Here is a 14,213-nt window from a genome sequence, read left to right as displayed (position 1 = left end):
CCCCCCCCCCCCTCCCCCCCCCCCCTCCCCCCCCCCCCCCCCCCCCCACGGAGGTATCCGTCCGAGTATCGGAACCATGCTCTGGTCCGACCCCGCCGACGAGCCATCCGAGGAGGCGCGCGACGCCGAGGCGATGCTCCGCCGTGCGGGCAAGGTGCTGGCGATCGCAATGATCATTCTCGTGTTCGCGCTCTTCTGAGCCTTGGCACCTCCCCCAGCTACCGCCGGGGGTACCCCCAGGGCTGCCCGGCAGTTTCTATACGCTTGCGGGCATGACCGATCAGCACCCCTCCACCGGACCGGATCGCCGCCGTGCGCTCGTTCTCGCCTCCGCCTCCCCCGCCCGGCTCGAGTTGCTTCGGCGGGCGGGCCTGGAGCCCGAGGTGATCGTCAGCGGGGTGGACGAGGACGGGCTCGCCGCCGACTCCCCGGCGCAGCTGGCGCAGGCGCTGGCGGTGGCGAAGGCCACGGCCGTGGCCTCGCTCCTGGCCCACCAGCGGGAAGGTGGCGATGCCGGGCCGGATGCCCTGGTCGTGGGCTGTGACTCGGTGCTGGAACTGGACGGTCAGGCGCTGGGCAAGCCGGCGGACGCCGAGGACGCCACGGCCCGCTGGAAGGCCATGCGGGGACGGTCGGGTGTGCTGCTGACCGGCCACTGCGTGATCGACACCGGGAACGGACGACGGGCATCGGCGACCGCGTCCACCACGGTGCGCTTCGGGGAGCCGACGGACGAGGAGATCACGGCGTACGTCGCGAGCGGCGAACCGCTGCGCGTGGCGGGCGCGTTCACCCTCGACGGGCGCTCCGCCCCCTTCATCGAGGGCGTCGACGGGGACCCGGGCAATGTCATCGGCCTGTCGCTGCCGCTGCTGCGGCGGCTCCTCGCCGACCTGGACGTACGGATCACCGACCTCTGGGTGTGACAGTCCCTCAGCCCCGGTCCTCTCAGGGCGCCGAGCCCGCTTCAGGACCGGAAGTCCCCTCAGGCCGGGTCGGCGGCGGGGGCGGCCGGGGGCGGGGCATCGGCGGGCGGTGCACCACCGGGCTCGCCATCACTCCCGCGCCCGTCGAAGGCGAGCAGTGTCAGCACGATCAGGCCGAGCACGACCATCATGAAGACGAAGGCGGCCCACCCGACCAGGCCGACGGTAAGCATGCCCAGCACGCCGTGCACCACCGCGCAACTGATGAGCAGAATGCGGGCGAAGCGACCGGGAGCGCGGTCGCGGAGGGCGGTCCGGAGCAGCACGACGCCGCAGAACGCCAGGTAGAGGCCGAAGAGGCCGCCCATGATCCAGGTGGAGACGCTCATCGCCGCCGGGTCGAGTCCGGCCAGCGACATGTCCTGCCGGTCCACGGCGATGCCGAGGATCATGTGGATGAGCCCGATGCCGACCGCCTCCAGGAACAACAGCACCGCCGCCACCACGGCCACCGGTCTGCGCGCCACCCCGCCCACCCACTTCCCTCGTGACCACGAACCCCGAAAGACATGGGCACGCTACTAACGGGTAATCCTTCAGGACAAGAGGGAGGGGCCGCTCGCAAAGTTTCCAGTCGCCGTTCGTAGGGATTCCACAAACGTTCAGCGTGCGCAGCAGGTCGTCGGCGCAGAGATGTTGACCACACCGAGGCTCGAGCAGGACGCCGGGCATCCGGGCGTACCGTTGGACGACAAGGAGTTTCGGCCCTTGTGCGGTGACCGGATGACACTCCGTGTGGGCAAGGTCACCCCAGGGGGCGACTCGGCAGGGCGTGTCGGCAGTCCCTAAACTCACGTCGTCCAATTCAGTTTGCGGCGAAGCGCCAAGGAAGGACCCATCGTGCGCAAGGTGCTGATCGCCAACCGTGGCGAGATCGCTGTCCGCGTCGCCCGTGCCTGCCGGGACGCCGGGATCGCGAGCGTAGCCGTCTACGCCGATCCGGACCGGGACGCACTGCACGTCCGCACTGCGGATGAGGCCTACGCACTGGGTGGTGACACCCCGGCCGCCAGCTACCTGGACATGGCCAAAGTCCTTCAGGCAGCGGCCGATTCGGGGGCAGACGCGATCCACCCCGGGTACGGCTTCCTCTCGGAGAACGCCGACTTCGCCCAGGCCGTCATCGACGCCGGGCTGACCTGGATCGGCCCGCCGCCGCAGGCCATCCGTGACCTGGGCGACAAGGTCGCCGCCCGGCACATCGCCCAGCGCGCCGGCGCCCCGCTGGTCGCCGGCACCCCCGACCCGGTATCCGGGGCCGAGGAGGTCGTCGCCTTCGCGCAGGCGCACGGCCTGCCCATCGCGATCAAGGCCGCCTTCGGCGGCGGCGGCCGCGGCCTGAAGGTCGCCCGCACGCTTGAAGAGGTGCCCGAGCTCTACGACTCCGCGGTCCGCGAGGCCGTGGCCGCCTTCGGCCGCGGCGAGTGCTTCGTCGAGCGCTACCTCGACAAGCCCCGGCACGTGGAGACCCAGTGCCTGGCCGACCAGCACGGCAACGTGGTCGTGGTCTCCACCCGCGACTGCTCCCTCCAGCGCCGCCACCAGAAACTGGTCGAGGAGGCCCCGGCCCCGTTCCTGAGCCCCATCCAGAACGCCGAGCTGTACCGCGCGTCGAAGTCCATCCTCAAAGAGGCCGGCTACGTCGGCGCGGGCACGGTGGAGTTCCTTGTGGGCGCAGACGGCACCATCTCCTTCCTCGAGGTCAACACCCGCCTCCAGGTCGAGCACCCGGTCACCGAGGAAGTCACCGGCATCGACCTGGTCCGCGAGATGTTCCGGATCGCCGACGGCGAAGAGCTCGGCTACGACGACCCGGAGATCCGCGGCCACTCCATCGAGTTCCGTATCAACGGCGAGGACCCGGGCCGCAACTTCCTCCCGGCTCCCGGCACCGTCACCCTCTTCAGCCCGCCGAGCGGCCCGGGCGTGCGCCTGGACGCGGGCGTGGAGACCGGTTCGGTCATCGGCCCGGCCTGGGACTCCCTCCTGGCCAAACTGATCGTCACCGGCGCCACCCGCAAGCAGGCCCTCCAGCGGGCCGCCCGCGCCCTGGCGGAGTTCAAGGTCGAGGGCATGGCCACCGCCATCCCCTTCCACCGCGCGGTGGTCGAGGACCGGGCGTTCGCTCCCGAGCTGGACGGCTCGGACGCGCACTTCACCGTCCACACCCGGTGGATCGAGACCGAGTTCGTCAATGAGATCAAGCCGTTCGCGGCTCCGGGCGTGGAGGAGGCCGAGACCGAGACCCGGGAGACCGTCGTCGTCGAGGTGGGCGGCAAGCGCCTGGAGGTCTCCCTCCCCTCCTCCCTGGGTGTCTCGGCGGCTCCGGCCGCGGGTGCGAAGAAGCCGAAGCGGAAGGCGAGCAAGAAGGCCGGCTCGGCGGCGTCCGGCGACGCGCTGGCCTCCCCGATGCAGGGCACCATCGTCAAGGTGGCCGTCGAGGACGGACAGCAGGTCAACGAGGGCGACCTGGTGGTCGTCCTGGAGGCCATGAAGATGGAACAGCCGCTGAACGCCCACCGCTCGGGCACCATCAAGGGCCTCACAGCCGAGGTCGGCGCCAGCATCACCTCTGGCGCCGTCATCTGCGAGATCAAGGACTGACGCGGCCCCGCCCATACCGTACGCACGGGCCCCGGCATCGGATGCCGGGGCCCGTCGCATGCCCGCCCCGCTGTGGGTGGGTCGGGGCCGCGCCTGGGTCAGACGAGGATCGCCGCTGAGGCGGTGGCATGCTGGACCCACGCCCGGAGAGGGAGGACGGCGATGGGGACCCAGACGGCGCGCCCGTCGACGAGGCCCATGCGCGCCGACGCGCGGCGCAACCACGAGCGGCTGCTGACCGAGGCCCGGCAGGCCTTCACCGAGCACGGCACGGAGGCCTCGCTGGAGGACGTCGCCAAGCGCGCCGGCGTGGGCATCGGGACGCTCTACCGTCACTTCCCCAACCGGTATGCCCTGATGGGCGCCGTCTTCCAGAGTGAGGTCGACGCTCTGCTGGCCCGGTCGCACGAGCTGATGGACGCCGAGCAGCCGTGTCGGGCGCTGGTGGAGTGGCTCCGGGCCCTCATCGCCCACGCAAGCACCTATCGCGGGCTGTCCCGGGCGCTGATGGTCGCCTCGCACGATGACAGCTCCGCCCTCGGACGGTGCAGTGTGCCGATGCGCGAGGCGGGGCGCGCGCTGCTCGTACGGGCCCAGGAGGCCGGCTCAGTACGCACCGATGTCGGCATCGCCGACCTGATGCAGCTGACCAACGCCATTGCCCTGGCCGTCGAGGAGAACCCGGACGATCCCGGTCTGGCGGACCGGCTCCTGCAGCTCACGCTCACCGGCCTCAAAGGTCCCCGGACCGAGGCCGGTTGACTCCCGAGGCCGGGATCCTGTCGTGACGGCCGACCGACCGCACCGGGCCCGTACGACCCGGCCCGATCGACCGGCCGGTGCTACCTGCGGCGGGGCGAGAGGTCGGCGATCCGGCCGACCGCGGCCGGCTGCTCGCCGAGCGCGGCCGCGCTGCGGAGCTGCGAACCGCCGGGCCCGGGCGGGTGACTGCGCCGCTGCCCCGGCAGCGGCAGCTCCTCTCCGCCCTGCACACGGCGCGGACGACGGCCCGCCGGACCGTTTCCCCCGCCAGGGCCCGGCCCGGGAGTCGCGGCGCCTTGTCCGGCGACGGCGATCTGGACGCCTTGATCGGCGAGCGCCTGCAGCTCGGTGGCGGCCCGGTCGTCGTGCAGCGGCGGCTCATCCGTCACCAGGCGCGTGATCACATCGGTCGGCACCGTCTGGAACATCGTGTCGGTACCGAGCTTCGTGTGGTCCGCGAGGACCACGACCTCGGCCGCGGCCTGTACGAGCGCCCGGTCCACGCTCGCCGAGAGCATGTTGGACGTGGACAGACCGCGCTCCGCGGTCAGGCCGCTGCCGGAGAGGAAGGCCCGGGACACCCGCAGCCCCTGGAGGGACTGCTCGGCTCCGCTGCCCACCAGGGCGTAGTTCGAGCCGCGCAGGGTCCCGCCGGTCATCACCACCTCGACCCGGTTGGCATGGGCCAGCGCCTGTGCGACCAGCAGGGAGTTGGTGACCACGGTGAGCCCCGGGACCCGCGCGAGCCGGCGGGCCAGCTCCTGCGTGGTCGTACCCGCCCCGACGACGATGGCCTCGCCCTCCTCGACGAGACCGGCCGCAAGGTCGGCGATGGCCGTCTTCTCCGCGGTCGCGGACAAGGATTTCTGCGGGAAGCCGGACTCCCTGGTGAATCCGCCCGGCAGCACCGCACCGCCGTGCCGGCGGTCGAGCAGTCCTTCTGCCTCCAGCGCGCGCACGTCCCGCCGTACGGTCACTTCGGAGGTCTGGACGACGCGGGCGAGCTCACGGAGCGAAACGGCTCCGTTGGCCCGCACCATTTCGAGGATCAATTGGCGACGTTCTGCAGCGAACACGAAACTGACAGTAACCCCAACGACCGTCTGCTTTCAGCAGTTTGCGCCGAATAACAGAAGTTGTTCGCGGCGGCACACCGGAAGTGGTATAGGCGGACTCAGACTTCGCGCTGGGTCTTCCGGGTGTGCAGCTGCCGCGCCGTCTCCGCGATCGAACCCGACAGCGACGGGTACACGGTGAAGGCGTTGGCGATCTGCTCCACCGTCAGATTGTTGTCGACCGCGATCGAGATCGGATGGATCAGCTCGCTCGCCCGCGGCGAGACGACGACACCGCCGACCACGATGCCCGTGCCCGGCCGGCAGAAGATCTTCACGAACCCGTCCCGGATGCCCTGCATCTTCGCGCGCGGGTTGCGCAGCAGCGGCAGCTTGACGACCCGGGCGTCGATCAGTCCGTTGTCCAGGTCTGCCTGCGAGTAGCCCACGGTCGCGATCTCGGGGTCGGTGAAGACATTCGCCGAGACGGTCTTCAGGTTGAGCGGCGCCACCGCGTCGCCCAGGAAGTGGTACATCGCGATCCGGCCCTGCATCGCCGCCACCGACGCCAGTGCGAGGACGCCCGTGACATCACCCGCCGCGTACACGCCGGGCACGCTCGTCCGCGACACCCGGTCGGTCCAGATGTGCCCGGACTCCTTCAGCCGGATCCCGGCCTCCTCCAGGCCCATGTCCGCCGTGTTCGGGATGGACCCGACCGCCATCAGGCAGTGCGTCCCGGTGATCACCCGCCCGTCCGCGAGGGTCACCTCCACCCGATCGCCGACTCTCTTCGCGGACTGCGCCCGCGAGCGCGCCATGACGTTCATGCCGCGCCGCCGGAAGACGTCCTCCAGCACGGCCGCGGCGTCGGGGTCCTCACCCGGCAGCACCCGGTCACGGCTCGAGACCAGGGTCACCTTCGAACCCAGCGCCTGATAGGCCCCGGCGAACTCGGCACCGGTCACACCCGAGCCGACCACGATCAGCTCTTCGGGCAGCTCCTCCAGGTCGTACACCTGGGTCCAGTTCAGAATGCGCTCGCCGTCGGGCAGCGCGTCCGGGATCTCCCGCGGGTGCGCGCCGGTCGCGATCAGCACGGCGTCGGCGACCAGCGTCTCCTCGGATCCGTCGGCCGCCCGTACGACCACCCTCCGCGACCCGTCCGGGGCCTGTGCGGGCTCCAGGTGCCCACGCCCCCGCATCACCCGGCTGCCCGCCCGGGTGACAGAGGCCGCGATGTCGTGCGACTGGGCCAGTGCCAGCCGCTTCACCCGCCGGTTGACCTTGCCCAGGTCGACGCCGACGATGCGCGCGGGCTGGTCGATGTGCGGGGTGTCGTCGGCGACGATGATCCCGAGCTCCTCGTGCGAGGAGTCGAAGTTGGTCATCACCTCGGCGGTGGCGATCAGCGTCTTCGACGGCACGCAGTCGGTGAGCACCGACGCCCCGCCCAGACCGTCGCAGTCGACGACGGTCACCTCCCCGCCGAGCTGGGCGGCCACCAGCGCCGCCTCATAGCCGCCGGGTCCGCCACCGATGATCACGATCCGAGTCACGTACTCCATTGTCCCGCACCCGCCCGGGCGCGCTCCCGCCGGGGCCCCCGGCGCCCGCGGGAAAGCCGGACGACGCTCACGTACTCTCGAATCATGTCGCTCTACGCCGCGTACGCCGGCAACCTCGACGCGCGGCTGATGTCCCGCCGCGCTCCGCACTCGCCGCTGCGTGGGACGGGCTGGCTCAACGGCTGGCGGCTCACCTTCGGCGGGGAGCAGATGGGCTGGGAGGGAGCCCTGGCCACAATCGTCGAGGCGCCCAGCGCTCAGGTCTTCGTCGCGCTCTACGACATCGCTCCGATGGACGAGGAGTCCATGGACCGCTGGGAGGGCGTGGGGCTCGACATCTACCGCCGCATGCGGGTCCGCGTGTACACCCTGGAGGGCGACGAGGCGGCGTGGGTCTACGTCCTGAACGGCTACGAGGGCGGGCTGCCGTCGGCGCGCTATCTGGGCGAGATCGCCGACGCGGCGGAATCGGCGGGCGCGCCGCACGACTACGTGATGGAGATCCGCAAGCGCCCGTGCTGACCCGCTCGCCGCAGCGGCCGCCCCCGCGCCGGCCCCCGGGCCCGGACCGATGGCGCAGCCACCACGCGCCCCGCCCGACGAGCCACCCTCCCCCTGGGGGTACTCCCCCTGGGGCTCCCCATGCCGCAGGCCAGGGGCCTACCTCCCCCAGCTACCGCTGGGTTCGCCCCCAGGGCGGTGTCCCCACCGGCCTTCAGCCGGAGACCTGCCGCGGAGCGGCCCGGTGATCGGACCCGTTCGTGCAGAGCTACGCCCCCACGCCCCCGAGACGTCGGAACGTCCGAAACATCTGACCCCTCAGCGGAGGCGTCTACGCGCGTAGGCGAATACGGGTTACCCTCATGCGCGTGAACGCTTCTGATACCCCGGACAACCCCGGCGCTCCCGACGCCGACGCCGCCGCCGCCCGCCTGCGCGAGCTCACCGGTGCCGAGAGCCACGACGTCGTGCTCGTCATGGGCTCCGGCTGGGTCCCCGCCGCCGAGGCGCTCGGGGCGCCGGACCACGAGTTCCAGGTCACCGAGCTCCCCGGCTTCCCGCCGCCCGCCGTCGAGGGCCACGCCGGCAAGGTCCGCTCGTACACGATCGGGAACAAGCGCGCGCTGGTCTTCCTCGGTCGCACGCACTTCTACGAGGGCCGCGACGTCGCCGCCGTCGCGCACGGCGTTCGCACGGCCGTCGCCGCCGGCTGCAAGACCGTCGTCCTGACCAATGGCTGCGGCGGCCTCCGGCCCGGCATGCGCCCCGGTCAGCCGGTCCTGATCAGCGATCACATCAATCTCACCGCCGCCTCCCCCATCGTGGGCGCCAACTTCGTCGATCTCACCGACCTCTACTCGCCGCGCCTCCGCGCTCTGTGCAAGGAGATCGACCCGACCCTCGAAGAGGGTGTGTACGTGCAGTTCCCCGGCCCCCACTACGAGACGCCCGCCGAGATCAACATGATCCGCACCATGGGCGCCGACCTCGTGGGGATGTCTACGGTGCTCGAGGCCATCGCCGCCCGCGAAGCCGGTGCCGAGGTGCTGGGCATCTCCCTGGTGACCAATCTCGCCGCCGGCATGACGGGCGAGCCGCTCAACCACGAAGAGGTGCTCCAGGCGGGCCGCGACTCCGCGACCCGGATGGGCAGCCTGCTCGCCCAGGTCCTGGGCCGGATCTGAGCAGCGGCTGGGGCACTCCCCTTGAGGGAGTGCCCCCAGAGGGAGGTCCGGACAGATCCGATGCCCGGTGACAGACCCGGGCCGCCGCCGGGTAGGGATCCCGCACCCGCGTCCTCACTCGAACCCGCACTGCACCCGTTCGCCACGGGCCCCCTGGCTTCGCCGGGGGGGAGGTCCCCACGGCGAGCGTCCCGTACCGGACAGGAGCATCACCGTGGCAACCGACACAGCGGAGCTGATCCGCCAGGCCCGCGCCTGGCTGGCGGAGGATCCGGACCCGGAGACCCGTGACGAGCTGGGCAGGCTGCTCGACGAGCTGGATCCGGCGGATGTCGAGAACGGCGTCGAGAGCGCGCAGCTCGCCGAGATCGCCGAGCGCTTCGCCGGCACCCTCCAGTTCGGCACGGCCGGACTGCGCGGGGAACTCGGTGCGGGCCCCATGCGAATGAACCGCGCGGTCGTCATCCGCGCCGCCGCCGGTCTGGCCGCCTACCTCCGCAAGCACGGGGCCGCCACCGGAGACGACGGAGCCGGCCTGGTCGTCATCGGCTATGACGCCCGCTACAAGAGCGCCGACTTCGCGCGCGACACCGCCGCCGTGATGGTCGGCGCGGGACTGCGGGCCACGCTGCTCCCCCGCCCGCTGCCCACCCCCGTGCTCGCCTTCGCCGTCCGGCATCTCGGTGCGGTCGCGGGCGTCACCGTCACCGCGAGCCACAACCCGCCGCGCGACAACGGCTACAAGGTCTACCTCGGTGACGGCTCTCAGATCGTGCCGCCCGCCGACGGCGAGATCGCCGCGGAGATCGCGGCCGTCGGCGCTCTCGCGGACGTACCCCGCCCGGCCGAGGGCTGGGAGGTCCTCGGGGACGAGGTCGTGGAGGCCTACCTGGCCCGTACGGACGCCGTCCTGACGCCCGGTTCCGCCCGGGACGTACGGGTCGTCTACACACCCCTCCACGGTGTCGGCAAGGACACCCTCACCGCGGCCTTCGACCGCGCCGGCTTCCCCCCGCCCACGGTCGTCGCCGAGCAGGCGGACCCGGACCCGGCGTTCCCCACAGTGGCCTTCCCCAACCCTGAGGAGCCGGGGGCGATGGACCTCGCCTTCGCCGCCGCCCGGTCCGCGCGGCCGGACATCGTCATCGCCAACGACCCCGACGCCGACCGCTGCGCCATCGCCGTACCGGACGCCACCGCGGAGGGAAGCTGGCGGATGCTCCGCGGCGACGAGGTCGGCGCGCTGCTGGCCACGCACCTCGTCCACAAGCGGGCCCGCGGGACCTTCGCGACGACAATCGTCTCGTCCTCCCTGCTGGCCCGGATCGCGGACGCGGCGGGGCCGGAGGTCGGTTACGACGAGACACTCACCGGCTTCAAGTGGCTCGCCCGGGTCGACGGCCTGCGCTACGGCTACGAGGAGGCACTCGGATACTGCGTCGATCCGTCCGGCGTCCGCGACAAGGACGGGATCACCGCCGCACTGCTCGTCGCCGAACTGACGGCCGAGCTCAAGCAGAAGGGCCGCACCCTCTCCGATCTGATCGACGACCTCGCGGTCGAGTACGGCCTGCACGCCACCGACCAACTGTCCGTACGGGTGGCGGATCTGTCGCTGATCGCCGCGGCGATGCAGCGGCTGCGCGAGCAGCCGCCGACCGCGCTCGCCGGGCTGACCGTCACCTCGGCGGAGGACCTCACCCACGGCTCCGACCGGCTCCCGCCGACGGACGGACTCCGCTACCACCTGGCCGGGGACGACGAGCGGGGCGTGCAGACGGCGCGCGTCGTCGTCCGCCCGAGCGGCACGGAACCGAAGCTGAAGTGCTACCTGGAGGTGGTAGTTCCAGTCGCGGCCCAGGACGCCTTGGAGAAGGCCCGCACGACCGCGGCCACCGTCCTGGCCGCGCTCACAACGGACCTGTCGTCCGCAGCCGGAATCTCCGAAATCTGACGCCCACTCCGCCGAGCGCCCCGGCAGCGGCACAGCGCACCTCCGGCCACCCGCCTCGGCCGTGCACCTCAGATTTCAGCCCTCAGCTAAGGCCCGGCGGCTGCCAGGCCGAGCGCGCCCGCTGCCGGGCGCAGCTGGCGTCGTACTCATGTTGCGGTGAGAAGCTCCCAGGCCGCCCGGCCGTCGTCGCCGTTTCCTTTGAGCTCACGCCAGTACGGGGATGCTCCACTCAGTTTCTTCGCCGCCTGGAGCAGCCGCTTGCGGTCCTTCGGCGTCAGGGCTTCCGCGAGTGCGAATGGGTCCTCTACGAGACTGCAGAGGAAGGCCAGATCCCGCACGTGCCGCTCCGGCTCCTTGTTGTCGACCATGGCGCCAACAGCCTTACCCACAATGGCCCCGAGCAAGTTCGGGCGGGGCACGTCCGCCTGTCTGCCGTCGTACGAAACCGGCACCAACTCACTGCGTGACAATGCCTGCGACGCACCAGGGGCCGGAAAGGCGCGACCCTGACGGCTCGTGCTCACATCCGCGGCGGGGCCCAGCCCTTCGGGCACGAGCACGTCCACCGATGCGCCACGTGTATCGAAATCGACGGCGACGTTAGTCCCCGGCTTCACGTAGCGGTGCATCAGGCCGTTCGGTCCCGGGTCCCCCGCGGGAACCAGACCGAGATGCGTGAGAGCTCGCACCATCCGGCGTATCCCGCGGGGATCGGCCCGGACATCGACGACCGTGTCGATGTCCGTGGAGACGCGCGGCGACGGACGGCCACGCTGGAGACCGTGCAACATCACCATCTGGCCGCCAACCAGCGTCCACGGGGCATCGACCGCACCGGCGAGGTCCAACAGGAGCTGCCACAAGTCGTCTGTCGCACCTGCGAGTGGCGGCAGTCGGATCGGCGCGATCTCCAATCGCGCCATGCCTTCAGTCACGCAGTCCCTCGTTCCTGAACGGGAAAACCTGTTCCAGCAGACTCGAATAGAGCTTGCGAGCAGTACGGCGCGAGCGTTCGTCTCCCGCCTCCCATAGATCAAGTGCGACGACCGCCCGACCGGGGCTTTCATAGAACGGCCACACGCCCTGTGGCACCTTCACCACGGCGTTCGCATCCTGTCGAGCCACGGGGCGCAGCGCTAGCTTCCGCATCGCGCGGGCCGCGTCATCCCTGTGCAGGTAGACCTCCACCCGGCTCGGGTCCACGATGTCCTGCCCAGGCGCGGAAGCGCCTGCGGGCACCGCCCCGTCGAAGGCGAGCAGCCTGGGCAGCGCAGCCGGATGGCCGCGCAGCCACAGCACCTCATTGCGACGGCGCACCCAATGAGCGACCTGGGCGACCGGCGGCCGTGCACGCAGACGCGCACGCAGCCTGGACCGTTCGGTAGCCGTGAGCCAGGGGGCACGCCCGCCATCGAGGAGGTCGAGAAGCCCCCAGGCGATCCGGCCGGCCATCGGCCGGCCAGTCCGCCGGCCGCCCCTCAGTTCGTCCGCGTCCGCCGACTCAACCACCCAGCGTCCGCCAATGAGCCGGGCAGGGAGTTTCCCGGAGTGAATCAGCGCGAGCACCCGCTGACGCGAGACTCCGAGCCGCTCGGCCACTTCAGAAACCGAGAGCTCCATCACCACACCGCCTCTTGACTCTTCCCTTGCCAATCGACAATAGATCAGGCAACCGGTTGACGCTTATATTGTCACTTGGCAACGGATGAGTCAATCGACTACGAAGGCGGCTGGCTGCCGCAATCACCACGTCAACCTGGGCGAACTGCGCTTCAACAGCGTGTCAGGTGCGTCGGCGGCCAGCGCCACGCGTCACACGATGGCGAGGAGAATCGCGAGCAGCACCCCGCCGACCGCGCTCGGCGCGATGATCTCGTACGCCCAGCGCACCGTCGGCGCGCCCTGCGCCGTCTCGTCCGAGGCGTGACGCTCCACGAGCTCGCGCAGTTCGTGGACGGCCTGGTCGGAGGGCGCGCGGTGGCCGGACGTGTCGGAGGCGGCAGCCGGGGCGGGCGTCCGGCCGTGCGGGGCCGGGGACGCGGCGCGTGCGGCCTGGCGGGCGGCGCGCTTGCGGGCGCGGAGGGAGACCGGGATCGACCACAGCTGGTAGGTGCGGCCGCCCGCGACGACCTCGCTGGAGTACCTCGCGCGGACGTCCTCGACCGATCCCCAGGGGAGCGTGATCGTGCGGAACGGATTGCGCACGCGGAGCCGGTGTTCGCCCGCGTAGACGACGGGCCGGAGGGTGTACGCGACGACCAGCGGCACGACGAACAGCAGCCCGGCCAACGCGAGCCACGGCGTACGCCCCTCGCCGCGGATGATCGCGTCGCCGCCGAGCCAGGCGGCGAGCCCGAGCAGCAGCACACCGCCGGCGAGCGCGGCGGGCGAGCGGTAGGCACGGTCGGCATACGTGGGGGCGGCGTCGGGGGCGGTGGAGTCGTCCGGGCTCGTCATGGAGCCGATTCTGCCCGATCGTTCGGATGCCGGGGATTGCGGTCCGGCATCGGATCGCAGGCGCGGCGGCGGAGTTGACCGGCAGAGGCGGGGGTGACACTGGCTACGCGCGTAGATATGCTCGGCTGGTGACCATGCCCACCACAGTTCCCGCATACGGCACCGAAGCCGCGGAGCGCCTCGCGTCGATGGCGGACGTCACCGCATCCGACGCCGCGCTGCGCCGTTTCCTGCACGGTCTGCCGGGCGTCGACGCGGTCGGCCTGCAGGCCCGCGCCGCGACCCTCGGCACCCGCTCGATCAAGACCACGGCGAAGGCATACGCCATCGACCTGGCGATCTCGATGATCGACCTGACGACCCTGGAGGGCGCGGACACCCCGGGCAAGGTCCGGGCGCTCTGCGCTAAGGGCGCGGCCCCGGACCCCACCGACCGCACCGTCCCCAAGGTTGCGGCGATCTGCGTCTACCCCGACATGGTGGCCACCGCCAAGGAGGCGCTGCTCGACGGCGGCGCCCCGGACATCCATGTCGCGTCCGTCGCGACCGCCTTCCCCTCGGGCCGGGCCGCGCTGCCCGTCAAACTCGCCGACGCCCGTGACGCGGTCGCAGCCGGTGCCGACGAGATCGACATGGTGATCGACCGGGGCGCGTTCCTGTCCGGCCGCTACCTCGAGGTCTTCGAGGAGATCAGGGCCGTGAAGGAGGCCTGCCGCCGCGCGGACCGCAGCGCCGCCCACCTGAAGGTGATCCTCGAGACCGGCGAGCTCCAGACGTACGACACCGTGCGCCGGGCCTCCTGGCTGGCCATGCTCGCGGGCGCGGACTTCATCAAGACCTCCACCGGCAAGGTCGCGGTCAACGCCACCCCGCCGGTCACCCTCCTGATGCTCGAGGCCGTCCGCGACTTCCGGGACGCCGTGGGTGTACAAGTGGGAGTGAAGCCCGCGGGCGGCATCCGCACCACCAAGGACGCCATCAAGTACCTGGTGATGGTGAACGAGACGCTGGGCGACGACTGGCTGACGCCGGACTGGTTCCGCTTCGGCGCGTCCAGTCTCCTCAACGATCTGCTGATGCAGCGCCAGAAGCTGAACACCGGGCGCTACTCCGGTCCCGACTACGTGACGGTGGACTGATCC

General features: G+C 71.3%; 14 protein-coding genes. 8 read left to right on the top strand and 6 right to left on the bottom strand.

Going from position 1 to position 14,213, the window contains the following annotated elements; all coding sequences use genetic code 11:
- Positions 1–76 precede the first annotated feature (76 nt).
- Positions 77–199 (top strand): morphogenic membrane protein MmpB, encoded by a 123-nt coding sequence (gene mmpB / locus ACTWQI_RS13940; protein WP_443270327.1) that lies wholly within the window; start codon positions 77–79, stop codon positions 197–199.
- Positions 200–272: 73 nt separating this feature from the next.
- Positions 273–926, top strand: coding sequence for a Maf family protein (locus tag ACTWQI_RS13935; RefSeq protein ID WP_443270325.1), 654 nt, complete (start codon positions 273–275; stop codon positions 924–926).
- Between the two features lie 59 nt (positions 927–985).
- Here the strand turns inward: ACTWQI_RS13935 and ACTWQI_RS13930 are convergent, their stop codons facing one another.
- Positions 986–1,453, bottom strand: a complete 468-nt coding sequence (locus ACTWQI_RS13930; RefSeq protein WP_443270323.1) for a hypothetical protein — start codon at positions 1,451–1,453, stop codon at positions 986–988.
- A 373-nt stretch (positions 1,454–1,826) separates the two neighbouring features.
- On the opposite strand from ACTWQI_RS13930, the gene ACTWQI_RS13925 reads away from it, so the two are divergent.
- The gene (locus ACTWQI_RS13925) at positions 1,827–3,590 is read left to right on the top strand and encodes an acetyl/propionyl/methylcrotonyl-CoA carboxylase subunit alpha (RefSeq protein ID WP_443270322.1); all 1,764 of its coding nucleotides are present in this window, start codon (positions 1,827–1,829) and stop codon (positions 3,588–3,590) included.
- A gap of 162 nt (positions 3,591–3,752) precedes the next feature.
- Positions 3,753–4,352 carry a TetR/AcrR family transcriptional regulator gene (locus ACTWQI_RS13920; RefSeq protein ID WP_443270320.1) on the top strand — a complete coding sequence of 200 codons (600 nt, stop codon included), beginning with the start codon at positions 3,753–3,755 and terminating at the stop codon, positions 4,350–4,352.
- An 80-nt stretch (positions 4,353–4,432) separates the two neighbouring features.
- On the opposite strand, the gene ACTWQI_RS13915 is transcribed toward ACTWQI_RS13920, so the two are convergent.
- Together ACTWQI_RS13915 and ACTWQI_RS13910 are read right to left on the bottom strand one after the other, a co-directional pair.
- Positions 4,433–5,428, bottom strand: coding sequence for a DeoR/GlpR family DNA-binding transcription regulator (locus tag ACTWQI_RS13915; RefSeq protein WP_443270318.1), 996 nt, complete (start codon positions 5,426–5,428; stop codon positions 4,433–4,435).
- A 98-nt stretch (positions 5,429–5,526) separates the two neighbouring features.
- Positions 5,527–6,975: an NAD(P)H-quinone dehydrogenase gene (locus ACTWQI_RS13910; RefSeq protein ID WP_443270316.1), complete on the bottom strand. Its 1,449-nt coding sequence runs from the start codon at positions 6,973–6,975 to the stop codon at positions 5,527–5,529.
- A gap of 84 nt (positions 6,976–7,059) precedes the next feature.
- On the opposite strand from ACTWQI_RS13910, the gene ACTWQI_RS13905 reads away from it, so the two are divergent.
- The 3 genes from ACTWQI_RS13905 (at position 7,060) to ACTWQI_RS13895 (ending at position 10,614) form a co-directional block, all read left to right on the top strand.
- Entirely contained in the window at positions 7,060–7,497 is a 438-nt protein-coding gene (locus ACTWQI_RS13905) for a gamma-glutamylcyclotransferase (RefSeq protein WP_443270315.1), read from the top strand.
- A gap of 347 nt (positions 7,498–7,844) precedes the next feature.
- Positions 7,845–8,660 carry a purine-nucleoside phosphorylase gene (locus tag ACTWQI_RS13900; RefSeq protein WP_443270314.1) on the top strand — a complete coding sequence of 272 codons (816 nt, stop codon included), beginning with the start codon at positions 7,845–7,847 and terminating at the stop codon, positions 8,658–8,660.
- 214 nt (positions 8,661–8,874) lie between these two features.
- Positions 8,875–10,614, top strand: a complete 1,740-nt coding sequence (locus tag ACTWQI_RS13895; RefSeq protein WP_443270313.1) for a phospho-sugar mutase — start codon at positions 8,875–8,877, stop codon at positions 10,612–10,614.
- Positions 10,615–10,760: 146 nt separating this feature from the next.
- Here ACTWQI_RS13895 and ACTWQI_RS13890 read toward each other — a convergent pair whose 3' ends face one another.
- The 3 genes from ACTWQI_RS13890 to ACTWQI_RS13880 form a co-directional block, all read right to left on the bottom strand.
- A complete protein-coding gene (locus tag ACTWQI_RS13890; RefSeq protein ID WP_443270311.1) occupies positions 10,761–11,477 on the bottom strand; it encodes a hypothetical protein in 717 nt (238 codons plus the stop codon).
- Between the two features lie 64 nt (positions 11,478–11,541).
- The gene (locus ACTWQI_RS13885; RefSeq protein ID WP_443270348.1) at positions 11,542–12,234 is read right to left on the bottom strand and encodes a helix-turn-helix domain-containing protein; all 693 of its coding nucleotides are present in this window, start codon (positions 12,232–12,234) and stop codon (positions 11,542–11,544) included.
- Positions 12,235–12,426: 192 nt separating this feature from the next.
- Positions 12,427–13,071 carry a PH domain-containing protein gene (locus ACTWQI_RS13880; RefSeq protein ID WP_443270309.1) on the bottom strand — a complete coding sequence of 215 codons (645 nt, stop codon included), beginning with the start codon at positions 13,069–13,071 and terminating at the stop codon, positions 12,427–12,429.
- 134 nt (positions 13,072–13,205) lie between these two features.
- Here ACTWQI_RS13880 and deoC point away from each other — a divergent pair, with 134 nt between their 5' ends.
- A complete protein-coding gene (gene deoC / locus ACTWQI_RS13875; RefSeq protein WP_443270346.1) occupies positions 13,206–14,210 on the top strand; it encodes a deoxyribose-phosphate aldolase in 1,005 nt (334 codons plus the stop codon).
- The last annotated feature ends 3 nt before the right edge of the window (positions 14,211–14,213 follow it).

It is taken from the genome of Streptomyces sp. KR80 (assembly GCF_052245555.1).
Lineage (GTDB): Bacteria > Actinomycetota > Actinomycetes > Streptomycetales > Streptomycetaceae > Streptomyces.
Note: the sequence above shows the minus strand (reverse complement) of the source record. Positions and strands in the feature narration are given on the sequence as shown.

Coding starts and splice junctions, on each gene's coding strand:
- mmpB (WP_443270327.1), top strand. CDS start 77: ATGCTCTGGTCCGACCCCGCCGACGAGCCATCCGAGGAGGCGCGCGAC.
- ACTWQI_RS13910 (WP_443270316.1), bottom strand. CDS start 6,975: ATGGAGTACGTGACTCGGATCGTGATCATCGGTGGCGGACCCGGCGGC.
- ACTWQI_RS13935 (WP_443270325.1), top strand. CDS start 273: ATGACCGATCAGCACCCCTCCACCGGACCGGATCGCCGCCGTGCGCTC.
- ACTWQI_RS13905 (WP_443270315.1), top strand. CDS start 7,060: ATGTCGCTCTACGCCGCGTACGCCGGCAACCTCGACGCGCGGCTGATG.
- ACTWQI_RS13920 (WP_443270320.1), top strand. CDS start 3,753: ATGGGGACCCAGACGGCGCGCCCGTCGACGAGGCCCATGCGCGCCGAC.
- ACTWQI_RS13885 (WP_443270348.1), bottom strand. CDS start 12,234: ATGGAGCTCTCGGTTTCTGAAGTGGCCGAGCGGCTCGGAGTCTCGCGT.
- ACTWQI_RS13880 (WP_443270309.1), bottom strand. CDS start 13,071: ATGACGAGCCCGGACGACTCCACCGCCCCCGACGCCGCCCCCACGTAT.
- deoC (WP_443270346.1), top strand. CDS start 13,206: ATGCCCACCACAGTTCCCGCATACGGCACCGAAGCCGCGGAGCGCCTC.